The following is a 22,077-nucleotide window of genomic DNA, read 5'->3' on the forward strand; positions in this document are numbered from 1 at the left end:
CGGCGCCATGCTCCTCCCCAGGCCTTCACCCGATCCCACCCGCATTCTCACGACCTGCGTCAGAGGGGCACAGTGAGATGTGGGAGCGTGAGTCGGGTGAGTGAGAGTTCGTCCAACACCCTGCAATACCGCTTCGACGGGCCGGAAGAGGCCCCCGTCCTGATCCTCGGTCCCTCCCTGGGCACCACCTGGCACATGTGGGACCGCCAGGTGCCGGAGCTGACCAGGCAGTGGCGGGTCTTCCGCTTCGACCTGCCGGGACACGGCGGCGCACCCGCGTACCCGGCCGGATCGGTCACCGAGCTCACCCAGCGGCTGCTGGCCACCCTGGACCGGCTCGGGGTGCAGCGCTTCGGCTACGCGGGCTGCGCGCTCGGCGCCGGCCTCGGCCTGGAGCTCGCCCTGCGCCACCCCGAACGGCTCGCCTCGCTCGCGGTGATCGCGGCCTCGCCGCGCTTCGGCACGGCGGACGAGTTCCGCCAGCGTGGGGTGATCGTGCGTACCAACGGGCTCGACCCCATCGCGCGGACGTCCCCCGACCGCTGGTTCACCGACGGGTTCGCGGCGACGCAGCCCGCGATCACCGACTGGGCCGTGCAGATGGTGCGCACCACGGACCCCGGCTGCTACATCGCCGCCTGCGAGGCGCTGGCGTCGTTCGACGTGCGCGCCGAACTGGGCCGGGTCGGGGTGCCGACCCTCGTCCTGGTCGGCTCCGACGACCAGGTCACCGGGCCCGCCGAGGCCCGCACCCTGGTCGCGGGCATCCCGGACGCCCGCCTCGCCGTCGTGCCGGGCGCCTCCCACCTGGTGCCGGTCGAGCAGCCCGGCGCCGTCACCGACCTGCTCGTCCGGCACTTCTCCACCGCCTGGCAGCCCGGCTACGTCGAGTCCTCCACCGGCCAGATCGCGATCCCGGCGGCCCCCGTCAAGCCCGCCCTCGCGGACCGGCCGCAGCCCCGGCAGCCCGCGCCCATCGCCGAGATCGCACCGGCCGCCGCCCCCGCGCCGGAGACCGGCCGCTCCGACCTCTACGACACCGGCATCAAGATCCGCCGCGAGGTGCTCGGCGACGCGCACGTCGACCGGACGCTGGCCGAGGCCGACGCGTTCTCCGGGGACTTCCAGGAACTCCTCACCAGATACGCGTGGGGCGAGATATGGAACCGGCCCGGCCTCGACCGGCGCTCGCGCAGCTGTGTCACCCTCGCCGCCCTCGTCGCGGGCGGCCACCTCGACGATCTCGCCGTCCACGTCCGGGCCGCCCTGCGCAACGGCCTCACCCCGCTGGAGATCAAGGAGGTGCTGCTGCAGGCGGCCGTCTACTGCGGCGTACCGGCGGCGGGCAGCGCCTTCAAGGTGGCGCAGCAGGTCATCCGGGAGGAGACCACGCCCGAGGAGTGACCCGCGGGCCCGGCTGGGCCGGCGGGCGGCCACGACGGCAGGATGGACCCATGAAGCTCACCAAGAAGTCGCACTCGTGCGTGCGCCTCGAGAAGGACGGGCGCACGCTCGTCCTCGACCCCGGGGGATTCAGCGAGCAGGACGCCGCGCTCGGCGCGGACGCCATCCTCGTCACGCACGAGCACCCCGACCACTTCGACGAGGGGCGGCTGCGGGCGGCCATGGAGGCCGACCCGGCCACCGAGATCTGGACGCTGGCCTCCGTCGCCGGGCAGATCGCGGCCGCCTTCCCCGGCCGCGTGCACACCGTCGGCCACGGCGACACCTTCACCGCCGCCGGCTTCGACGTCCAGGTCCACGGGGAGCTGCACGCGGTGATCCACCCGGACATCCCGCGGATCACCAACGTCGGCTACCTGATCGACGGCGGCAAGGTCTTCCACCCCGGCGACGCCCTCACCGTCCCCGACCACCCCGTCGAGACGCTGATGCTCCCGGTGATGGCCCCCTGGAACAAGATCTCCGAGGTCATCGACTACGTCCGCGAGGTCCGGCCGCGGCGCGCCTACGACATCCACGACGCCCTGCTCACCGACCTCGCCCGCCCGATCTACGACCGGCAGATCGGGGCCCTGGGCGGCTCGGAGCACCTGCGGCTCACACCGGGCGGCACGGCGGACCTCTGAGCCCGGCGGCGGGCGGGAGGCGTTGTCAGTCCCGCCGGGTAGGTTGTGGGACATGCGCATCGCGACCTGGAACGTGAACTCGATCACCGCCCGCCTGCCGAGGCTCCTGGCCTGGCTGGAGAGCAGCGGCACCGACGTGCTCTGCCTGCAGGAGGCCAAGCTGGCCGAGGAGCAGTTCCCGTTCGACCAGCTGCGCGAGCTGGGCTACGAGGCGGCGGTGCACGCGACCGGCAGGTGGAACGGCGTGGCGGTGCTCTCCCGCGTCGGCCTGGAGGATGTGGTCAAGGGCCTGCCCGGCGACCCCGGTTACGACGGCGCCACCGAGCCCCGCGCGATCTCGGCGACCTGCGGCACGGTCCGTGTCTGGTCGGTGTACGTGCCCAACGGCCGCGAGGTGGACCACCCGCACTACGCCTACAAGCTCCAGTGGTTCGAGGCCCTGAAGGCCGCGGTCGCCGGTGACGCGGCCGGCAGCCGCCCCTTCGCCGTCCTCGGCGACTACAACGTCGCGCCGACGGACGACGACGTCTACGACCGGGCCGCCTTCGAGGGCTCCACCCACGTCACCGCGGCCGAGCGCGCCGCCCTCGCCTCCCTGCGCGAGGCGGGCCTGTCGGACGTGGTCCCGCGCCCCCTGAAGTACGAGCACCCCTTCACGTACTGGGACTACCGCCAGCTCTGCTTCCCCAAGAACCGCGGCATGCGCATCGACCTGGTGTACGGCAACGAGCCGTTCGCGAAGGCGGTCAAGGACGCCTACGTCGACCGGGAGGAGCGCAAGGGCAAGGGCGCCTCGGACCACGCGCCGGTGGTCGTGGACCTGGACGTCTGAGACCTCACAGCAGCCTGAGGTCCACCGACCGCGCGAGGGCCGCCGGCCCCGCGTCGCCCGGGCGGGGTCGCGCACGACGGCGTCGAAGTCGAGGACGCCGTCGAACGCGTCCGTCCCCCGGGCGAAGGCGTTGACCGCGACCCGCTCGGCGTCCGCAGCGGGCCTCGCCCTCGCAGCCCGGCCATCACCTGCCGCGCCGACGTCGGAGCCGTCAGCGTGTACGAGGAGCGGGTGCCGTTCGTGTACGACACCGAGCCCGGGCCGCCCGGCTCGCCCCCGCCGGTGCCCGTGACCAGGAAGGCGAGCGCGTCGTCGCCGCCGCACACCCGCACGGACTGCCCGTCGGCGCGGACGTTGTCCGGCTCGCCCGGCCGCCGGTCCGGCCAGGTCAGCCGGGCACCCCGCACCGTCGGCGCGCGGCCCGGAGTCCAGCCCGCCGCCAGATCGCCCGCCGACAGGGAGGCGCCGGAGCCGTCGGGGTCCGCGGCGGCCGGCCGGGAGTCGTCGCTGACGGTCCTGTTGCCGAAGAGCGGCTCCAGCGGCAGCGGTTCCGCCGGGCGGCGGGTGACGGCTTCGGCTTCGGCTTCGGCTTCGGCTTCGGCCGAGGCTGCCGGCACCAGGGCGGCGAGGAGGACGAGGGCGGTCGCGAAGCCCCCGGACCCGTCGGCTCACGCTCCGACTCCTCCCGCTCGCCGGTGGGACGAAAGACGCAGGGTGAAGCCAGGGAGGCGGGAGGGGTCCGTCAACGCGGCGTGCACGGACCCGGCGCGAAATCACCCCGAAGTGACCATCCGCGCGCCTGTGGTGCGCACGCCGGTGCGAATGACACGCTGGACGTATGAAGATCCCTTTTCTGGGCCACCCGCACCAGGAGTACGGCGCCCTCGATCCCGAAGGCATCGCCGAACTCCTCGCCGAGTGTGAGCTGCTCCGGTCGCTGGCGTCCCGTGAGGGCGTCCAACTCGACGACTCCGCCGCGTCGTTGGAGGCCCTCGACCAGGTCGTTCCGCGCTGGCGGGACGACGAGGAGGTGCTGCCCTGGCTCGGCAACGACGCGGGGCTGTACCTGGGCACGGTCATCGTGCGCACGGTGCCCGGCGCCGCCTGGGAGATCCGCTCCGACGGCCAGCCCGTCGTCCTGCTCGAGTCCGGCCGGGAGTTCGACGTGGTGGAATCCGGCCAGGAATGGGCGGCCAGCGGCGCCCCCGAGCTCTCGCAGCTGTACGCCGAGGTCGCGGAGTCGTAAATACGGCTAATGCCCGAAAAGTGCGTGTCGTGCATCAACTGGGGCCCGGGCCTGGATAGTTTGCGGCAACCACGACACAGCTGAGAGTGAGTAGGGCTGCGTATGGCCGTCGATCCGTTGATCGAACTGCGTGACGTCAACAAGTACTACGGAGAGTTGCATGTCCTGCAGGACATCGACCTCACCGTCGGCAAGGGGGAGGTGGTCGTGGTCATCGGCCCGTCCGGGTCGGGGAAGTCGACGCTGTGCCGGACCATCAACCGGCTGGAGACCATCCGGTCCGGCACGATCCTGCTCGACGGAAAGCCGCTGCCCGAGGAGGGCAGGGCGCTCGCGCGGCTCCGCGCCGACGTGGGCATGGTGTTCCAGTCCTTCAACCTCTTCGCCCACAAGACCGTCCTGGAGAACGTCTCGCTCGGCCAGATCAAGGTCCGCGGACGCCGCAAGAGCGAGGCCGACGAGCGCTCGCGACGGCTTCTCGACCGCGTCGGGCTCGCCGACCAGGCGCCCAAGTACCCGGCCCAGCTCTCCGGCGGCCAGCAGCAGCGCGTGGCCATCGCCCGCGCCCTGGCCATGGAGCCCAAGGCGCTCCTGTTCGACGAGCCGACCTCCGCGCTCGACCCGGAGATGATCAACGAGGTCCTGGAGGTCATGCGGCAGCTGGCCCAGGACGGCATGACGATGATCGTCGTCACCCACGAGATGGGCTTCGCCCGCTCCGCCGCCAACCGCGTCGTGTTCATGTCCGACGGCCGCATCGTCGAGGACCGCGCACCGGAGGAGTTCTTCACCGCCCCGCGCAGCCGGCGCGCCCAGGACTTCCTGTCGAAGATCCTCCAGCACTGAGCCACGCGGCCACCGACGGAGCCGAACCCGCCCGGCAGCGGCCGGAGATCACTGCTCGCGCACCGGAATCGACACGTACGACGGGTCGTCCGCCGGCGAGGAGAAGGTCAGCCGCGCGCCGGACGGGTTGTGCTCGATGTAGAGCGGGTCGACCGTGTCGACGACCAGGGCCAGCCGGTGCCCCGCCGGGACGTCGTAGGCCGTGGAGAACAGCTCCAGGTCCACGCCGAACGGCTCGCCGGGCGTGCGGTCGTGGAAGGTGTACGGCGCGTTGCTGACCAGCTTGCCGAGGCCGAGCGGCCCCACGTCGTAGAGGTAGGCGACGAGGGTGCCGCTCTCCTCGGTCGGGGTGAGCGTGGTGTGCAGCTTCGCGGTGCCGCGCACCCGGCGGGCCGTGGCGTACTTCTCCGACTGCCACACGGCCGCCCAGCGGCGGGGGAGCAGCGGGATGGCGGCCATGGGCGGCACCTGGGCCACCTGGTCGAGGATGCTGGACAGGAAGACGATCCCGCCGTCCGCCCCGGAGTCGACGTTGGTGTGGATCGTCGTGGTGCCGCCGAGCGCGATCTTCTGCCGGTCCGCGCCCACCGACTTCCAGTCCGGGTACCCCTCGTAGCCGCCTGCGGAGCGGGGCTTGAGCTGGACCGGCGCCTCGCGGTCGATGCCGTTGTCCGTGCCCTTGAGGTAGTGGTCGAACCAGCGCTCGGTGTCCGTCCAGACGTCGTTGGGCAGGCCGAACAGCCCGGTCAGCTCGGCGGTCGCGTGGTCGCCGGGGCGGAACTCCAGGCGCTTGGGGACGGTCAGCTTCTCGTAGAAGTCGGCGTACTGGTTGGCCGGGAAGACGGTGTCGCCCCAGGCGTTGGCCATCAGGACGGCGGCGCCGTTCTTGTTCAGCTGGTCCACGTAGGTAGCGGCTGAACGTTTCTTCCCCCAGTCGATCAGGTCCTGTTCCTTGGCGAGGTTGGAGGCGTAGAAGTCGTCGAAGACCTGCCGGACCTCGGGGTCCTGGCGGCCGGTGACCACGCTCACGCCGTCCAGCAGGGCGGCTGCCTCGACGTGCTGGGTGCGGCCGGAGTAGATCGAGCCGATCAGGTCCGCCCAGCCGCTCAGTGAGGCGACCGCCTTGATCCGCTTGTCGTGCGCGGCGGCGAGCAGGCTGATCCCGGCGCCGTAGGAGACCCCGCCCATGCCGATGTGGGCCGCGTCGGCCGGGGTGTTGGCGAGCGCCCAGTCGATGACCTTGGAGGCGTCGGCCGTGTCCTGCGGGCCGGCCACCTCCACCTGTCCGCCGGACTGCCAGAAGCCGCGCACGTTGTAACCGACCACCACATAACCGGAGTCGGCGAGTCTCTGCGCCTGGACGAGGTACTCGACCTGGGGGAAGCCCCAGCTCGTGGGGAGCACGATCAGCGGGTAGCGGCGCGTGCCGTCGGCGCCCGCCGGCAGCGTGACGTTCGCCTTCAGGACCGTACCGCCGTCACCGGTGATGTCGACGAAGCGGACGGCGCTCGTCGCCTGGGCGGCCGGGGCGAACCCGAGGACGCCACCGGCGATCAACGACGCCGAGACGGCGCCCACGGCGGTCGTGCGCAGGGCCCTGCGATGGTGTCCCACGGGTCACTCCTCACTTGGTCAGAGCAAAGTGACCAGACGGTAACCGTCGCTCACTACCCGAAGTAACCCGTCGGTAAGTTACGTGCCAGTAACGATTGTTGGCGTGTGAATCAGTTCAGGACGAGCGGTGGGAGGTGCGTGGAGCCGGCGTCGCCGCCGGCGCGGCCGGCAGGGGGGCCTGTGCCGAGCGCGTCACATCGGCGACCAGCTCCACCACATCGGGGCCGTACGCCTGGGAGTTGACGACCTTGAGCAGGAGCACGAAGGACTTGTTGCCGTACTTGCGCGCCAACTGCTCGTGATGGCGGGCGAGATAGCGCGTCGCCGCCTGGTTGGTGATCGCCCGCTGGCCGCAGAAGAGGAACACCGGACGTGACTGCCCCGTGGTGATCCGGGCCAGCAGAACGTACTCGGTGATGCCGGAATCCAGCCGGTAGCGCTCGCTCCCGATCTGGAACGCGCCCCGGTCCGGGCCCGGTTCGGGATCGATGTTGACGCGCACACCCGGCAGCATGGCCGACATGTGCGCGAGCATCCGCCGGTTCGACCCCGGCCCGCCCACACAGAACTCGGTCCGCTCGCCGAAGCCCTGCTGTGCCGCGTCCTGGGTGACGACCTGCGCGTTCGCCCCGCAGTCCTTGATGAGCGCGGACAGCTCCAGCAGGGCGAACACGTCGTACCGGTGCACCGCCAGATCCGGGCTGCCCGCGTCCCGGTTCACCACCAGCAGCGTCTCGGAGTTGTCCGGCAGCCCGAAGAACGCCTGCTTGCGGCGGAGTCTGCGCTTCCACAGGTAGGTGCGGGCGAGCCAGCCGAGCGCGGCGCTGATACCCGCCGCGACCACTCCCAGGACGATATTGCGCACGTCGTCATTCATGGGCGCGCATGCTAGCGGGCCCGCGCAAACCCGTGTTCGAGGGCCGGGCCACGCCTTCCTGACGTGGCCATGAGGATGGCATAGGCTGCCCGGACGGCCCTTCACTGGAGGTACGGATGCGTCGCCCTGTCGCGAGAAAACTGTCGGTCCTGGCGATCTCGGCCGCCGTGGTGTCGGTGGGGGCGGCGGCGCCGCCCACGGACGCGACGAGGGGCACTCCCGCGAAAGTCCCGGTCGCCGTCGGCTACGGGGGAGCGGTCGCGAGCGTCGACGCGGACGCCTCCGCGGCCGGCATCGAGGTCCTGCGCAAGGGCGGCAACGCCGTCGACGCGGCCGTCGCCACCGCCGCCGCGCTCGGCGTCACCGAGCCCTACTCCTCCGGCATCGGAGGCGGCGGCTACTTCGTCTACTACGACGCCAAGTCCCGCACCGTGCACACCATCGACGGCCGCGAGACCGCCCCGCTGACCGCCGGCTCCGACCTCTTCCTCGAGAACGGCAAGCCGCTCGCCTTCGCCGACGCCGTCAGCAGCGGCCTGAGCGTCGGCACGCCGGGCACGCCCGCCACCTGGCAGACGGCGCTGGACAAGTGGGGCAGCAGAAGACTCGGCACGGTGCTCAAGCCCGCCGAGCGGATCGCCCGCGACGGCTTCGTCGTCGACGACACCTTCCGCTCCCAGACCGCCGCCAACGAGACCCGCTTCCGGTACTTCCCGGACACGGCGAAGCTGTTCCTGCCGGGCGGGCAGCTGCCGGTGGTCGGCTCCACCTTCAAGAACCCCGAACTCGCCCGGACCTATCGGGAGCTGGGCAGGAAGGGTGTCGGCGCGATCTACCACGGCGGCCTCGGGCAGGACATCGTGAACACGGTCGAGAAGCCCCCGGTCGACCCGGCCTCGGGCTGGAACGCGCGCCCGGGCAAGCTCACCGAGAAGGACCTCGCGGCCTACGGCGCCAAGCTCCAGGCGCCCACCGAGACGGCGTACCGCGGCCTGAAGGTGTACTCGATCGCGCCCTCGTCCTCGGGCGGCACCACGGTCGGCGAGGCCCTCAACATCCTGGAGAACACCGACCTTTCGAAGGCCGGTGAGGTCCAGTACCTGCACCACTACATCGAGGCCAGCCGGATCGCGTTCGCCGACCGCGGGCGCTGGGTCGGCGACCCCGCCTTCGAGGACGTACCGACGAAGGAGCTGCTGTCGCAGAAGTACGCCGACTCGCGGGCGTGCCTCATCAAGGACGACGCGGTGCTGACCAGTCCCGTGGCGCCCGGCGACCCCCGGCACCCCGCCGCCTGCGGCGCGGGCGGCACGGCGGCCCCGACGACGTACGAGGGCGAGAACACCACGCACCTGACGGTGGCCGACAAGTGGGGCGACGTCGTGTCCTACACGCTGACCATCGAGCAGACCGGCGGCAGCGGGATCACCGTGCCCGGACGGGGGTTCCTGCTCAACAACGAGCTGACGGACTTCTCCTTCGCCCCGGCCAACCCCGCCGTGCACGACCCGAACCTGCCCGGTCCCGGCAAGCGCCCGCGGTCGTCGATCTCCCCGACGATCGTCCTCGACCGGCACAACACACCCGTGGTGGCGGTGGGTTCACCGGGCGGGGCGACCATCATCACCACCGTGCTGCAGGTGCTGACCGAGTTCCTCGACCGTCACCTGCCGCTGGTCGACGCGATCGCCGCGCCGCGCGCCAGCCAGCGCAATGCCGCCAAGACGGAACTCGAACCCGGCCTGTACAACAGCGACTTGAGGACCAGGCTGGAGGCCATCGGGCACTCGTTCTCGCTCAACCCCGAGATCGGGGCCGCCACCGGCGTGCAGCGGCTGCCCGGCGGCAAGTGGCTGGCCGCCGCCGAGACCGTACGACGGGGCGGGGGATCGGCCCAGGTGGTGGACCCGGTCCGGTAGCTCTCTACGGGGGGCGCGGGGACCGGTCGCCCGGCCCCGCGCCCTCAGGCCTCCTGCCCGGAGCGGAAGTCCAGCGCGCCGCCGGACACGTCCACCGTCACCCGGCCGCCCTTCTTGACCGTGCCGTCGAGCAGCAGCAGGGACAGGCGGTTGTCCACCTCGCGCTGGATCGTGCGGCGCAGCGGTCGGGCGCCGTACTCCGGCTGGTAGCCGCGCTCCGCCAGCCAGTCCACCGCCGCGTCCGTGAAGTCGACCGTGATGTCCTGGGCCTGCATCAGACGGCGCGTCCGCTCCAGCAACAGCTCGGTGATGCGCCGCAGCTGATCACTCGTCAGCTGTCGGAAGACGACGATCTCGTCGATCCGGTTGAGGAACTCGGGGCGGAAGTGCTCGCGCAGCGGACGCAGGATCTGCTCGCGCCGCGCCTCCTCGTCGGCGTCCGCGCCGCCCGGGCCGAAGCCGATGCCCGCGCCGCGGCGCGAGATCGCCTCGGAGCCGAGGTTGCTGGTCATCACGATGACCGTGTTGGTGAAGTCGACCGTGCGGCCCTGGGAGTCGGTCAGGCGGCCGTCGTCGAGCACCTGCAGCAGGATGTTGAAGACGTCCGGATGCGCCTTCTCCACCTCGTCCAGCAGCAGCAGCGAGTACGGGTGCCGGCGGACCACCTCGGTGAGCTGGCCGGCCTCCTCGTGGCCGACGTACCCGGGCGGGGCGCCGACCAGGCGGCTGACGGTGTGGCGCTCCTGGTACTCGCTCATGTCGAGGCGGACCATGCGCTCCTCGCTGCCGAACAGGGCCTCGGCGAGGGCGCGGGCCAGTTCCGTCTTGCCCACGCCGGTCGGGCCGAGGAAGAGGAAGCTGCCGATCGGCCGGTCGGGACTGGCCAGCCCGGCACGCGAGCGCATGACCGCCTCGGCGACCACCGCGACCGCCTCGTCCTGGCCGACGACCCGCTCGTGCAGGTGCGCCTCCAGTCCGAGCAGCTTCTCCTTCTCCTCCTGGGTGAGGCTGGCGACCGGGATGCCCGTCTGCCGGGACACCACCTCCGCGATCGCCTCGGCGGTCACCTCCAGCTGGCCCTCGTCGGCCTGGTCGCCGCCCGAGGTGTCGGTGATCCGCTGCTTCAACTCCGCGATACGGTCCCGCAACTGGGTCGCCCGCTCGTAGCTCTCGTCGGCGACCGCCTGGTCCTTGTCGCAGGTCAGCTGCTCGATCTCGCGCTCCAGGGTCCGTACGTCCGTGCCCTTCGTGCGGGCGCGCAGCCGTACCCGGGCGCCCGCCTGGTCGATCAGGTCGATGGCCTTGTCGGGCAGGCGGCGGTCGGTCAGGTAGCGGTCGGACAGCTCGACGGCGGCGACCAGCGCCTCGTCGGTGTAGCGGACCTGGTGGTGGGCCTCGTAGCGGTCGCGCAGACCGCGCAGGATCTCCAGGGCGTCCGGGACGGAGGGTTCGGGCACCAGGATGGGCTGGAACCGGCGGGCCAGGGCCGCGTCCTTCTCGATGCGCCGGAACTCCTCCAGCGTGGTCGCGCCGACGATGTGCAGCTCACCCCTCGCCAGGGCCGGCTTGAGGATGTTGCCCGCGTCCATCGAACCGCTCTCGCCGCCACCGCCCGCACCGACGACGGTGTGCAACTCGTCGATGAACACGATCAGTTGGTCGGAGTGGGCGCGGATCTCGCCGACGATGTTGGTAAGCCGCTCCTCGAAGTCGCCCCGGTAGCGCGTTCCTGCGACGACACCGGTCAGGTCCAGCGCGACCACCCGCCGCCCGATCAGCACGTCGGGGACGTCGCCGTCCACGATCCGCTGGGCCAGCCCCTCCACGATGGCCGTCTTGCCGACGCCCGCGTCCCCGATGAGCACCGGGTTGTTCTTGCCGCGCCGGGAGAGCACCTCGATGGTCTGCTCGATCTCGTCGTCCCGGCCGATCACCGGGTCGATACGGCCCTGCCGCGCCAGGTCGGTCAGGTCGCGGCCGTACTTGTCGAGGGTGGGCGTACCGGTGGCACGCGGCCGCTCCGTCCGGGGCTGGGCCGTCTCCGGCTGCTCGGGCGGCAGACCGGACGGGGCGAAGCGGGCCGAGTTGAGGATGTGCCCGGCGGCCGAGTCGGGGTTGGCCGCGAGCGCGCTGAGGACGTGCTCGGGGCCGATGTAGCCGGCGCCGCTCGCCCGCGCCAGGTCGTGCGCGTCGAGCAGGGCGCGCTTGACGGCCGGGGTCAGCGACAGCGAGGTGGGCGCCGGCGCCTCCTCGGGGGTGTGCTGGACGGGACCGGAGCGCTCGTCGATCTCCGACGCCAGCGAGTCGGGGTCCGCGCCGGCCCGGCTGAGCAGACTCCGGGTCGGCTCGGCGGACAGCGCGGCCCGCAGCAGATGCTGGGTGTCCAGGTCCCGGCTGCCGTGCTCGGCCGCGTACTGGGCGGCACCGCGGACCAGCTCCCGGGCCGGCTGACTGAGCAGACGGCCGATGTCGATCTGCCGCGGGCCTTGGCGGGGGCCGCCGAAGAAGCGGGCGAAGAATTCCTGGAAGGGGTCCGATCCGAAGTCGCCGGGACCGGGGAAGCCGCTGGTCATGAGCGTTCGTTCCGTTCCGGCGTCCCGGCGCCTGGCGGGACGCGCTCGCTGATCGACGTGCCGGTCCACGCGGGTGCCCCTGCAGGGCCCGGTTACACCACCTTGGCACGGCCCCCGGGAGGGGGCACGTCCAGCGGGTCCGGGGGTGCGTTCGGGGGTGCGTCTGGGGGGGGGAGAGGGGGGCGGCCGGCGCACGGTCGGGGGCAAGGTGGCGGGTCCGCGGTGGCCCGCGGTGCATCGGCGGGGCCCGGCGGGTTCCGCACGGGCCCGGCAAGGGTTCCGAGGCGGTCCGGCGGTGCGCCGGCTGGGTCGGGCGGACGTGCGGCGGTGGTGCCGGGCAGGTGTGCGGTGGTGGTGCCGCGGCGGACCCGCACCGGCCCTGGACCCGCACCGGCCCTGGACCCACACCGGCCCGGCAGCCCCTCGGCGGTTCGTCGGGCGGGGCGACGTCGCACGCGACCGGCACGGTCTGCCGGGAGGGCCGCTGCGGCATCGGCGCGGGCGGCCAGTCGAGGGCGTCGGGTCGGCGCAGGGCCGGGCGGTCGGTCGGGGGCGCGGGGCGGCACAGGGCCGGGCGGTCAGTCGAGGGCGTCGCCGGTCGGCACGGGCCCGGCCCCCGGGTGACTCACCGCGCGCTCAGGATCCGCGGTCCGTCGTCGGTGATCGCCACCGTGTGCTCCACGTGGGCCGCGCGGGAGCCGTCGTTCGTGCGCAGGGTCCAGCCGTCCGGGGCCTCGTGGTAGCCGTCCCGGCCGCTCGCGATGAGCATCGGCTCGATGGCGAGGGCCATGCCGTGGCGCAGCGGGAAGCCGCGGCCCGGGCGGCCCTCGTTGGGCACCGAGGGGTCCTCGTGCATCCGGCGGCCGATGCCGTGTCCCCCGAACCCCTGCGGGACGCCGTATCCGGCGTCCCGGCACACCGTGCCGATCGCGTGCGCGATGTCGCCGGTGCGGTTGCCGACCACCGCCGCCTCGATGCCGGCCGCCAGCGCCCGCTCCGCCGTCTCGATCAGTCGTACGTCGGCCGGGCGCGGCTCGCCCACGACGAAACTGATCGCCGAGTCGCTGGCCCAGCCGTCCAGTTCGGCCCCGCAGTCGATGGAGACGAGATCGCCGTCGCGCAGCCGGTAGCCGGTCGGGATGCCGTGCACGATCGCGTCGTTCACCGAGGCGCAGATGACCGCCGGGAAGGGGACCGGGGCGAAGGAGGGACGGTAGCCGAGGAAGGGGGAGGAGGCGCCGGCCTCCCGCAGCACCCCGCGGGCCACCTCGTCCAGTTCCAGCAGTGAGACGCCCACGTCCGCGGCCTGCCGTACGGCCGTCAGGGTCCGGCCGAGCACCTGGCCCGCCGCGTGCATCGCGTCGATCGATGTGTCTGTCTTGAGCTCCACCATGCCAATTACTATACCGGCTTACTCGACCGGCTAGAAATGCGGGATTAGAATGACGGCATGGTGCGCACCCCTCTCACCCCCGAAGAGCGCGAACGCGGCGAGCGTCTCGGGCGCCTGCTCCGCGACGCCCGCGGCGGCCGCAGCATGACGGACGTCGCCGCGGCGGCGGGGATCTCCGCGGAGACCCTCCGCAAGATCGAGACGGGGCGGGCGCCGACACCGGCGTTCTTCACCGTCGCCGCGCTCGCCCGGACCCTCGGCCTGTCGATGGACGACCTCGTCACCCAGTGCGCCCTGCTGCCCGTGTGACGCTCATCGGTCAAGATCCCGTAATGAGTTCTCCGCGCGCCGCCTGCAAACTGTCCGTAGCACCGCCGTAACACAACTGGTGTTGCCTACGGAACCGGAGTGCTCCGGTCTGGCGGGAGTTGGGCGATGGCTGTGGATCAACTCCCGGGACGGGTGCGGGAGTTCGCGAACTACCTGAACGGCCTGCTGGCGCGTCTGGACCAGCGTGGCGGCTGGTGCGCGGTGTTCTGGCAGCGCGATCCCGACGGGATGCACGCCTGTCTCGACGGGCGCGAGGTGCCGCCGTGGGACGTGGTGGAGGCGCTGCTGCACGACCTCGCGGCGGCGCTCGGCCCCGGCGCCGCCGCCCCGGAACAGGAGCGGGCCCGCGCGCTGCACGCCGCCGCGCTCACCGCGTACGACGCCCGCCCCGGCGGCCGGGACGCCTTGAGTGACCGGCTCGACGTGATGCTCCGCGAACAGCGCTACGCCGCCGAACGGCAGGCGCAGCTGAGCCGTCTGCTCACCTCCGCCGCCACCCGTCAGGAGGCCGACGCCCTCCGCCTCGACCTTGCCTGGGCCCGCGACGACCACGTCCGCGCCACCGCCCGGTGCGCCGAACTCCGCGCCCGCATGGCCGAGTCGGACCGGCGCGCGACGGGGGAGCGGGCGTCGGCCGTCCGCCGCGGACCCCTCGCGCCCAGCGCGCCGTACCGCATCGACGGCCCTTCCCGTCGCGACGCCGCACCCTCCGGCGAAGCCTGGACGGACGGAGGGGGCGACCGGCCCGCCGCCTCCCCGCGAGAACGTGGGTCGTACGGCTCCGGGGGAGCGGGTACCGGGCACGGCCCGCAGAGCGGCCCGCACCTCACCCGGACCGCTCGCCCGGACTCGGTCCCTCGCGCCGCCGCCCCGGCCTCACACGGCCCGCACGCCCCCGATGCCGGCCTCCGGGCCGCGGCCCCGGCGCCCGACCCGCGCGAACAGCGCGACCCGCACGCTGCGCGACCCGGAAGCCCGGGGCCCGCCCGCACCGGCTCCACCTCCTTCGAAACCTCCGCCCCCGAACCCTCCGCCCCCGAACCCTCCGTCCTCGAAGCCCCCTCCGCCCAGCCCTCCTCCCCCCAGCCCCCCACCCCTGATTCCGACGCCCCGGACGTCCCCGCTCCCAAGCAGCGCAAGCGCCGTCGTGGGAGTGCTCGGTTCGCCGGGATGGGGGAGGAGGTCGCGCCCGTCGTCGCCCCGCCGGCCGGCATACCCGCCGTCGCCGACCCCGCCGCCACCGGGGGCCGTACCCCGCGCGGAGCGCGGTTCGCCGGGGCCGCCGAGGCCCCCGAGCGGCAGCCGGAGCCCGAGACGGAGCCGCTGGACACGGCGGGGCCGCGGGAGGTGGCGGAGGCCGTCGGCAGGCTGGTGCGGCTGCGGGCCGAAGGGCGCAGCGGCGACGCGCACGCGCTGCTCGTCGAGGTCGCCCACTGGCCCGCCGCCCGGTTCCCGCTGCTCGCCGCGGAGCTGCAGGACGCGGGACTCGGCTTCGACTGGGCGACCCTGCTGTGGGAGGCCGCCTCACTGCCCGCCGACCGGCTGGTCGCGGCGGCGGACGCGCTGGTCGCGGCCGGGCGCGCGGCCGACGCGGAGCAGATCCTGCGGCAGGGCGTCGTACGGCCGGCCACGGAGATCGGGCAGGCCGTGCTGGGGCTGGCGGCCGCGGGGCGCCGGCGCGAGGTGGGCGCGCTGCTGGACGCCTACGTCCGCGTCCGCACCCCCGAGGAGGCGGCCCGCAGCGCGGAAGCCGACCCGGGCACCCTCGTACCGCTTCTGCTGGAGGCCGCGCACGGTGTGTCGGAGGAGCGACACTGGGATCTGGTGCACGCCCTCCGGGTAGCCGGATTCACCGCCTGACACCCGCCCGCCGACCTTCCGCGCGACCCCCGACATCCCTCTCCCACCGGCCTCTCCGATCACCCACAGGAGTGCGAAACATGATCGACACTGCGGGTTGACGGCGATGGTCTTGGCAAGGCCCTCCCGGAGGCTTACGTTCATCCCTCTACGGCCGTGTCTACGGGCGTAGAGGCTCTGACGTCCCCGCCGAAGGAGCAGCTCATGGCCAACGTCGTACGTGCCGCTCTGGTCCAGGCCACCTGGACCGGCGACACCGAGTCCATGGTGGCGAAACACGAGGAGCACGCCCGCGAGGCGGCCCGACAGGGCGCGAAGGTCATCGGCTTCCAGGAAGTGTTCAACGCCCCCTACTTCTGCCAGGTCCAGGAGCCCGAGCACTACCGCTGGGCCGAGCCGGTGCCCGACGGGCCGACCGTCCGCCGTATGCAGGACCTCGCCCGCGAGACCGGGATGGTGGTCGTCGTCCCCGTCTTCGAGGTCGAGCAGTCCGGGTTCTACTACAACACCGCCGCCGTGATCGACGCCGACGGCACCTTCCTCGGCAAGTACCGCAAGCACCACATCCCGCAGGTCAAGGGCTTCTGGGAGAAGTACTACTTCAAGCCGGGCAACATCGGCTGGCCCGTCTTCGACACGGCGGTCGGCAAGGTCGGCGTCTACATCTGCTACGACCGCCACTTCCCCGAAGGCTGGCGCCAGCTCGGCCTCAACGGCGCCCAGTTGGTGTACAACCCGTCGGCCACCCACCGCGGCCTGTCCTCCTACCTGTGGCGGCTGGAGCAGCCGGCCGCGGCCGTCGCCAACGAGTACTTCATCGCCGCGATCAACCGCGTCGGCCAGGAGGAGTACGGCGACAACGACTTCTACGGGACGAGCTACTTCGTCGACCCGCGCGGCCAGTTCGTGGGCGACGTCGCCAGCGACACCAAGGAGGAACTCCTCGTCCGCGACCTGGACTTCGACCTGATCGAGGAAGTGCGCCGGCAGTGGGCGTTCTACCGGGATCGACGACCCGACGCCTACGAGGGGCTGGTGCAGCCGTGAGCGACCTCTACGCACGCCATCGTTCCGTCCTGCCGGACTGGCTCGCCCTCTACTACGGCGACCCGATCGAGATCACCCACGGCGAGGGCCGCCACGTCTGGGACTCGGACGGCAACAAGTACCTCGACTTCTTCGGCGGCATCCTCACCACGATGACCGCGCACGCGCTGCCCGAGGTGACGAAGGCGGTGAGCGAGCAGGCGGGGCGAATCCTGCACTCGTCGACCCTCTACCTCAACCGCCCCATGGTCGAACTGGCCGAGCGCATCGCCCAGTTGAGCGGCATCCCGGACGCCCGTGTCTTCTTCACCACCTCCGGGACCGAGGCCAACGACACCGCGCTGCTGCTCGCCACGACCTACCGGCGCAGCAACACGATCCTGGCGATGCGCAACAGCTACCACGGCCGTTCCTTCAGCGCCGTCGGCATCACCGGCAACCGCGGCTGGTCGCCGACCTCGCTGTCCCCGCTGCAGACGCTCTACGTCCACGGCGGTGTCCGCACCCGCGGCCCGTACGCCTCCCTGAGCGACGCCGACTTCATCGCGGCCTGCGTCGACGACCTCGAGGACCTGCTCGGGCACACCCGCCCGCCCGCGGCCCTGATCGCCGAACCGATCCAGGGCGTCGGCGGCTTCACCTCGGGCCCGGACGGCCTGTACGCGGCCTTCCGCGAGGTCCTCGCCGAGCGCGGCATCCTGTGGATCGCCGACGAGGTGCAGACCGGCTGGGGCCGCACCGGCGACCACTTCTGGGGCTGGCAGGCGCACGGACAGAACGGTCCGCCGGACATCCTGACCTTCGCCAAGGGCATCGGCAACGGCAGCTCCATCGGCGGTGTCGTCGCCCGCGCCGAGATCATGAACTGCCTGGACGCCAACAGCATCTCGACGTTCGGCGGCACGCAGATCACCATGGCGGCGGGCCTGGCCAACCTCACCTACCTCCTGGAGCACGACCTGCAGGGCAACGCCCGGCGCGTCGGCGGACTGCTCGCCGAGCGGCTGCGGGCCGTCGCCGCACAGGTCCCGCACGTACGGGAGGTGCGCGGGCGCGGACTGATGCTCGGTGTCGAACTGGTCAGGCCCGGCACCGGCCAGGCCGATCCGGACGCGGCGGCCGCCGTGCTGGAGGCGACCCGCGCGGGCGGGCTGCTGATCGGCAAGGGCGGCGGCCACAACACCAGCGCCCTGCGCATCGCCCCGCCGCTGTCCCTGACCGTCGCGGAGGCCGAGGAAGGCGCCGCGATCCTCGAATCCGCTCTGAGGAGCCTGTCGTAACCGTGCGCTGAGCCAAGGGAAGACCCTCATGACCACCACCTTCGGGACCCTCGAACCCGCCCTGTCGGTGCGCCAGGTGCTCACCCTGGAACGGGTGCTCGCCGGGGAGCCCGAGGTGGTGGCCGGCGCGGGCCAGCTGGACCGGCCGGTGCGCTGGGTGCACGTCGCCGAGGCGCCCGACGTGGGCGTGATGCTCAGCGGCGGCGAGATGGTGCTCACCACCGGGGTGCTGCTCGCCGGCGACGAGGAGAAGCAGGCCGAGTACATCCGGTCCCTGCACCGCGCGGAGGCGGCCGCCGTGGTCCTCGGCCTCGGGCGGGCCTTCCCCGCGCCGCCCGACGTGATGCGCCGGGCCGCCGAGCGGTGCGGGCTGCCGATGGTCGTCCTGCACCGGCCCTTCCCCTTCGCCGAGTTGACGGAGGAGGTCCAGGCCCGGCTGGTGCGGCGGAAGTTCGCCGCCGTCAGCCTGTCGGAGTCCGTACGGACCGCCCTGACCGGACTCATCACGGCCGGCGCCCCGCTGCAACGCCTCCTCGACGAGATCGCCCAGCACAGCGCCTGCCCGGTCGTCGTCACCAACCTCGCCCACCGCGTCCTCGCCACGGCGGGGGAGCGGCCGGCCGTGGACGACGTGCTGCGCGACTGGGAGCGCATCTCCCGGCAGGCCGGCGGCAGCGAGGGCGACGGCTGGATCCGCGCCGAGCTGGGCGGCCGGGGAGAGCGCTGGGGACAGATCGTGCTGTGCGGACACCGGGGGGACACCGCCACCGGGCGGCTGCTCGCCGACCGGGCCGCCGAGGCCCTGGTCCTGCACCGCATGCTCGGCGGCCACTCCGCCCACACCTGGGAGGAGCAGTCCGCGCAGAGCCTGCTGACCGACCTCGTCAGCGGGGTCGTACCGGCACGGCAGCTGCTGCCGCGCGCGCGGGCCGCCGGACTCCCCGTCAACCGGCGCACCTTCGTGCCGCTGGTCGTGCGGGACGGCGACACCGCCCGACTGGAGCGGGTGCTGCGCCTGCTGGGGCTGCCGGGGATCGTCGCCGAGCTGGCCGACGGCGCCACCGCCGTGCTGCTGAGCCTGGCGCGGGACCAGGACGCCACCGTGCTCGTGGCCAACTTCGCCGCCCGGCTGCGGTCGGAGACCGCGCGGACGACCGTGGCCGCCGCCGACCCGCGCACCGCCTGGGACGACGTGCCCGCAGGGCTGCGCGAGGCCCAGCACGTCGCCGACGCCGTGGCGGACTCCTCGGCCGCCCTCGACCTGCCGGCCGTCGTCCGCCTCAGGGACGTGCACCTGCGCGGCCTGATCCGGCTGCTGCGGGACGATCCGCACGTGCAGTCGTTCGCCGAGCGGGAGCTGGACGGGCTGCTGTGCGCGGGCGACGAGGACCTGCTGTCGGTGCTGCGCACCTACCTCGCCACCGGCCGCAACAAGTCCCGCACCGCCCAGCTCCACCACGTCTCCCGGCCCGCGCTCTACCGCCGGCTGGAGGCCATACAGGGCCGGCTCGGTGTCGACCTCGACGACTTCGAGCAGGCGGCCTCGGTGCACATCGCGCTCCTCGCGCATGACGCGCAACAGGGGTGAAACATGCGACGACCTGGGAAAACGGCGGTGAAACATGGGCCCACGACAGGGTGACAGCGTGCCACGCGGCACCCCCGCAGACGTGACACCGTGCAACTCAAAGGCCGCTGACGGACTCCCTAGCCTTCTGGGGCGGGCGCCGGATGTGCCGTCTGCCCCGCGGCGTCCGGGCGGACGACGGCACATCCGACGCCCGCCCCAGCACACCGAGCGACCGGAGGTCCCGATGAGCAGAGTGATCCGCGCCGCCCTCTTCCAGACCGCGTGGACGGGCGACAAGGAGTCGATGATCCAGGTGCACGAGCAGGCGGCCCGGGACGCGGCCGCGCAGGGTGCTCAGGTCCTGTGCTTCCAGGAGCTGTTCTACGGACCCTACTTCTGCCAGGTCCAGGACAAGGCGTTCTACGAGTACGCGGAGGCGGTCCCCGACGGCCCGATCGTCCAGCGCTTCCAGGCCCTCGCCAGGGAGCTGGGCCTGGTCCTGATCCTGCCGATGTACGAGGAGGAGCAGCCCGGCGTCCTCTACAACACGGCCGCCGTGATCGACGCGGACGGCTCCTACCTCGGCAAGTACCGCAAGCACCACATCCCCCAAGTCCCGGGCTTCTGGGAGAAGTTCTACTTCCGGCCCGGCAACGCCGGCTGGCCGGTCTTCGACACGGCCGTCGGCCGGATCGGCGTCTACATCTGCTACGACCGCCACTTCCCCGAAGGCTGGCGGGCGTTGGGCCTGGAGGGCGCCGAGATCGTCTTCAACCCCTCGGCCACCTCACGCGGCCTGTCCCGCTACCTCTGGCAGCTGGAGCAGCCGGCGGCGGCCGTCGCCAACGAGTACTTCGTCGGCGCGATCAACCGGGTCGGTGTGGAGGACCTGGGCGACAACGACTTCTACGGCACCTCCTACTTCGTGGACCCGGAGGCCCAGTTCGTCGGCGAGGTCGCCTCCGACAAGGAGACCGAACTCGTCGTCCGCGACCTGGACCTGGCCAAGCTGCGCGAGGTCCGCGACCGCTGGCAGTTCTTCCGCGACCGCCGGCCCGACGCGTACGCCCCGATCACGGCGCCCTGACAGCCGACAGTCGTACCCGCGCCCCGGCAGGGCGCGGGGAACTGCGCGACCAGCCCCCGACGACCCGCACTTCTCGACAACCGAACGGAGCGTGAACCCATGGTCGGCCGCACCCTCATCCGCGGCGGTCTCGTCATCACCGCATCCGACGAAATCCACGCCGACGTCCTGATCGAGGACGGCCGCATCGCCGCCCTGGCCGCCTCCGGCACTCCCGCCGCCGAGGCGTTCGCCGCCGAGCGGACGATCGACGCCACCGGGAAGTACGTCATCCCGGGCGGTGTCGACGTCCACACCCACATGGAGCTGCCGTTCGGCGGCACCTTCGCCTCCGACACCTTCGAGACCGGTACCCGGGCGGCCGCCTGGGGCGGTACGACGACGATCGTCGACTTCGCCGTCCAGAGCGTCGGCCACTCCCTGCGCGAGGGCCTCGACGCCTGGCACGCCAAGGCCGAGGGCAACTGCGCGATCGACTACGGCTTCCACATGATCGTCTCCGACGTCAACCAGGAGACGCTCAAGGAGATGGACCTGCTCGTGGAGGAGGGCGTCACCTCCTTCAAGCAGTTCATGGCCTACCCCGGCGTCTTCTACTCGGACGACGGCCAGATCCTGCGCGCCATGCAGCGCTCCGCCGAGAACGGCGGCCTGATCATGATGCACGCCGAGAACGGCATCGCCATCGACGTCCTCGTCGAGCAGGCGCTGGCCCGCGGCGAGACCGACCCCCGCTACCACGGCGAGGTGCGCAAGGCCCTGCTGGAGGCGGAGGCCACCCACCGCGCCATCCGGCTCGCGCAGGTCGCGGGGGCGCCGCTGTATGTCGTGCACGTCTCGGCGATGGAGGCGGTGGCCGAACTGGCGCGGGCGCGCGACGAGGGGCTGCCGGTGTTCGGCGAGACCTGCCCGCAGTACCTGTTCCTGTCCACCGACAACCTTGCCGAGCCCGACTTCGAGGGCTCCAAGTACGTGTGCAGCACGCCCCTTCGCCCCAAGGAGCACCAGGCCAAGCTGTGGCAGGGGCTCCGGACGAACGACCTCCAGGTCGTCTCCACCGACCACTGCCCGTTCTGCTTCGTCGGCCAGAAGGAGTTGGGCCGCGGCGACTTCTCGAAGATCCCCAACGGCCTTCCCGGGGTCGAGAACCGCATGGACCTGCTCCACCAGGCCGTCGTCGACGGGCACATCAGCCGCCGCCGCTGGATCGAGATCGCCTGCGCCACCCCCGCCCGGATGTTCGGCATGTACCCGAAGAAGGGCACCATCGCCCCCGGCGCCGACGCGGACATCGTCATCTACGACCCGCACGCCGAGCAGGTCATGTCCGCCGAGACGCACCACATGAACGTCGACTACTCGGCGTACGAGGGCAAGCGCACCACCGGCCGGGTCGAGACGGTCCTCTCGCGCGGCGAAGCCGTCATCACCGAGCGGGAGTACACCGGACGCGCCGGACACGGCGTCTACACCCCGCGCTCCACCTGTCAGTACCTCAACTAGGAGTGGCGCC

Annotated in this window: 17 protein-coding genes; 13 read left to right on the forward strand and 4 right to left on the reverse strand. The window is 72.4% G+C overall.

From position 1 onward, the window contains the following. Window positions 1-96 precede the first annotated feature (96 nt). From pcaDC to M8J74_RS31335, 5 genes are all read left to right on the forward strand, one after another. The gene (pcaDC, locus tag M8J74_RS31310) at window positions 97-1,404 is read left to right on the forward strand and encodes a bifunctional 3-oxoadipate enol-lactonase/4-carboxymuconolactone decarboxylase PcaDC (protein WP_249839670.1); all 1,308 of its coding nucleotides are present in this window, start codon (window positions 97-99) and stop codon (window positions 1,402-1,404) included. A gap of 50 nt (window positions 1,405-1,454) precedes the next feature. Then, the gene (locus M8J74_RS31315; RefSeq protein WP_249839671.1) at window positions 1,455-2,090 is read left to right on the forward strand and encodes an MBL fold metallo-hydrolase; all 636 of its coding nucleotides are present in this window, start codon (window positions 1,455-1,457) and stop codon (window positions 2,088-2,090) included. Between the two features lie 52 nt (window positions 2,091-2,142). Beyond that, entirely contained in the window at window positions 2,143-2,922 is a 780-nt protein-coding gene (locus M8J74_RS31320) for an exodeoxyribonuclease III (RefSeq protein WP_249839672.1), read from the forward strand. An 838-nt stretch (window positions 2,923-3,760) separates the two neighbouring features. Then, a complete protein-coding gene (locus M8J74_RS31330) occupies window positions 3,761-4,168 on the forward strand; it encodes a DUF6278 family protein (RefSeq protein WP_249839673.1) in 408 nt (135 codons plus the stop codon). A gap of 102 nt (window positions 4,169-4,270) precedes the next feature. Next, on the forward strand, window positions 4,271-5,014 hold the full coding sequence (locus M8J74_RS31335; protein ID WP_249839674.1) for an amino acid ABC transporter ATP-binding protein: 744 nt from the start codon (window positions 4,271-4,273) through the stop codon (window positions 5,012-5,014). Window positions 5,015-5,062: 48 nt separating this feature from the next. Here the strand turns inward: M8J74_RS31335 and M8J74_RS31340 are convergent, their stop codons facing one another. Together M8J74_RS31340 and M8J74_RS31345 are read right to left on the reverse strand one after the other, a co-directional pair. Then, complete coding sequence (locus M8J74_RS31340; RefSeq protein ID WP_249839675.1) at window positions 5,063-6,628, reverse strand: CocE/NonD family hydrolase; 1,566 nt, start codon at window positions 6,626-6,628, stop codon at window positions 5,063-5,065. Window positions 6,629-6,743: 115 nt separating this feature from the next. After that, the gene (locus M8J74_RS31345) at window positions 6,744-7,505 is read right to left on the reverse strand and encodes a hypothetical protein (protein ID WP_249839676.1); all 762 of its coding nucleotides are present in this window, start codon (window positions 7,503-7,505) and stop codon (window positions 6,744-6,746) included. 116 nt (window positions 7,506-7,621) lie between these two features. Here M8J74_RS31345 and ggt point away from each other — a divergent pair, with 116 nt between their 5' ends. Beyond that, window positions 7,622-9,424 (forward strand): gamma-glutamyltransferase, encoded by a 1,803-nt coding sequence (gene ggt, locus M8J74_RS31350; RefSeq protein ID WP_249839677.1) that lies wholly within the window; start codon window positions 7,622-7,624, stop codon window positions 9,422-9,424. Window positions 9,425-9,468: 44 nt separating this feature from the next. Here the strand turns inward: ggt and M8J74_RS31355 are convergent, their stop codons facing one another. Beyond that, complete coding sequence (locus tag M8J74_RS31355) at window positions 9,469-11,997, reverse strand: ATP-dependent Clp protease ATP-binding subunit (protein ID WP_249839678.1); 2,529 nt, start codon at window positions 11,995-11,997, stop codon at window positions 9,469-9,471. A gap of 625 nt (window positions 11,998-12,622) precedes the next feature. After that, window positions 12,623-13,390: a type I methionyl aminopeptidase gene (gene map, locus M8J74_RS31360; protein ID WP_249839679.1), complete on the reverse strand. Its 768-nt coding sequence runs from the start codon at window positions 13,388-13,390 to the stop codon at window positions 12,623-12,625. Window positions 13,391-13,447: 57 nt separating this feature from the next. On the opposite strand from map, the gene M8J74_RS31365 reads away from it, so the two are divergent. The 7 genes from M8J74_RS31365 to hydA all read left to right on the forward strand — a co-directional run bounded on the left by M8J74_RS31365 (window position 13,448) and on the right by hydA (window position 22,067). Continuing rightward, window positions 13,448-13,699, forward strand: coding sequence for a helix-turn-helix domain-containing protein (locus M8J74_RS31365; RefSeq protein WP_249839680.1), 252 nt, complete (start codon window positions 13,448-13,450; stop codon window positions 13,697-13,699). Between the two features lie 126 nt (window positions 13,700-13,825). Continuing rightward, a complete protein-coding gene (locus M8J74_RS31370; protein WP_249839681.1) occupies window positions 13,826-15,580 on the forward strand; it encodes a hypothetical protein in 1,755 nt (584 codons plus the stop codon). Window positions 15,581-15,784: 204 nt separating this feature from the next. Then, complete coding sequence (locus M8J74_RS31375) at window positions 15,785-16,627, forward strand: nitrilase-related carbon-nitrogen hydrolase (RefSeq protein WP_249839682.1); 843 nt, start codon at window positions 15,785-15,787, stop codon at window positions 16,625-16,627. Next, window positions 16,624-17,907 carry an aspartate aminotransferase family protein gene (locus tag M8J74_RS31380; RefSeq protein ID WP_249839683.1) on the forward strand — a complete coding sequence of 428 codons (1,284 nt, stop codon included), beginning with the start codon at window positions 16,624-16,626 and terminating at the stop codon, window positions 17,905-17,907. The genes M8J74_RS31375 and M8J74_RS31380 overlap by 4 nt, the downstream gene beginning before the upstream one ends. A 28-nt stretch (window positions 17,908-17,935) precedes the next feature. Next, window positions 17,936-19,495, forward strand: coding sequence for a PucR family transcriptional regulator (locus M8J74_RS31385; RefSeq protein ID WP_249839684.1), 1,560 nt, complete (start codon window positions 17,936-17,938; stop codon window positions 19,493-19,495). A gap of 226 nt (window positions 19,496-19,721) precedes the next feature. Then, window positions 19,722-20,564, forward strand: a complete 843-nt coding sequence (locus M8J74_RS31390; RefSeq protein WP_058922200.1) for a nitrilase-related carbon-nitrogen hydrolase — start codon at window positions 19,722-19,724, stop codon at window positions 20,562-20,564. 99 nt (window positions 20,565-20,663) lie between these two features. After that, entirely contained in the window at window positions 20,664-22,067 is a 1,404-nt protein-coding gene (gene hydA / locus M8J74_RS31395; protein WP_249839685.1) for a dihydropyrimidinase, read from the forward strand. Window positions 22,068-22,077: the final 10 nt, after the last annotated feature.

The sequence above is a fragment of the Streptomyces panaciradicis genome (assembly GCF_023516615.1).
In the GTDB taxonomy this organism is placed as follows: domain Bacteria; phylum Actinomycetota; class Actinomycetes; order Streptomycetales; family Streptomycetaceae; genus Streptomyces; species Streptomyces panaciradicis.

Coding starts and splice junctions, on each gene's coding strand:
- M8J74_RS31315 (WP_249839671.1), top strand. CDS start 1,455: ATGAAGCTCACCAAGAAGTCGCACTCGTGCGTGCGCCTCGAGAAGGAC.
- M8J74_RS31320 (WP_249839672.1), top strand. CDS start 2,143: ATGCGCATCGCGACCTGGAACGTGAACTCGATCACCGCCCGCCTGCCG.
- M8J74_RS31330 (WP_249839673.1), top strand. CDS start 3,761: ATGAAGATCCCTTTTCTGGGCCACCCGCACCAGGAGTACGGCGCCCTC.
- M8J74_RS31335 (WP_249839674.1), top strand. CDS start 4,271: ATGGCCGTCGATCCGTTGATCGAACTGCGTGACGTCAACAAGTACTAC.
- M8J74_RS31345 (WP_249839676.1), bottom strand. CDS start 7,505: ATGAATGACGACGTGCGCAATATCGTCCTGGGAGTGGTCGCGGCGGGT.
- ggt (WP_249839677.1), top strand. CDS start 7,622: ATGCGTCGCCCTGTCGCGAGAAAACTGTCGGTCCTGGCGATCTCGGCC.
- M8J74_RS31355 (WP_249839678.1), bottom strand. CDS start 11,997: ATGACCAGCGGCTTCCCCGGTCCCGGCGACTTCGGATCGGACCCCTTC.
- map (WP_249839679.1), bottom strand. CDS start 13,390: ATGGTGGAGCTCAAGACAGACACATCGATCGACGCGATGCACGCGGCG.
- M8J74_RS31365 (WP_249839680.1), top strand. CDS start 13,448: ATGGTGCGCACCCCTCTCACCCCCGAAGAGCGCGAACGCGGCGAGCGT.
- M8J74_RS31370 (WP_249839681.1), top strand. CDS start 13,826: ATGGCTGTGGATCAACTCCCGGGACGGGTGCGGGAGTTCGCGAACTAC.
- M8J74_RS31375 (WP_249839682.1), top strand. CDS start 15,785: ATGGCCAACGTCGTACGTGCCGCTCTGGTCCAGGCCACCTGGACCGGC.
- M8J74_RS31385 (WP_249839684.1), top strand. CDS start 17,936: ATGACCACCACCTTCGGGACCCTCGAACCCGCCCTGTCGGTGCGCCAG.
- M8J74_RS31390 (WP_058922200.1), top strand. CDS start 19,722: ATGAGCAGAGTGATCCGCGCCGCCCTCTTCCAGACCGCGTGGACGGGC.
- hydA (WP_249839685.1), top strand. CDS start 20,664: ATGGTCGGCCGCACCCTCATCCGCGGCGGTCTCGTCATCACCGCATCC.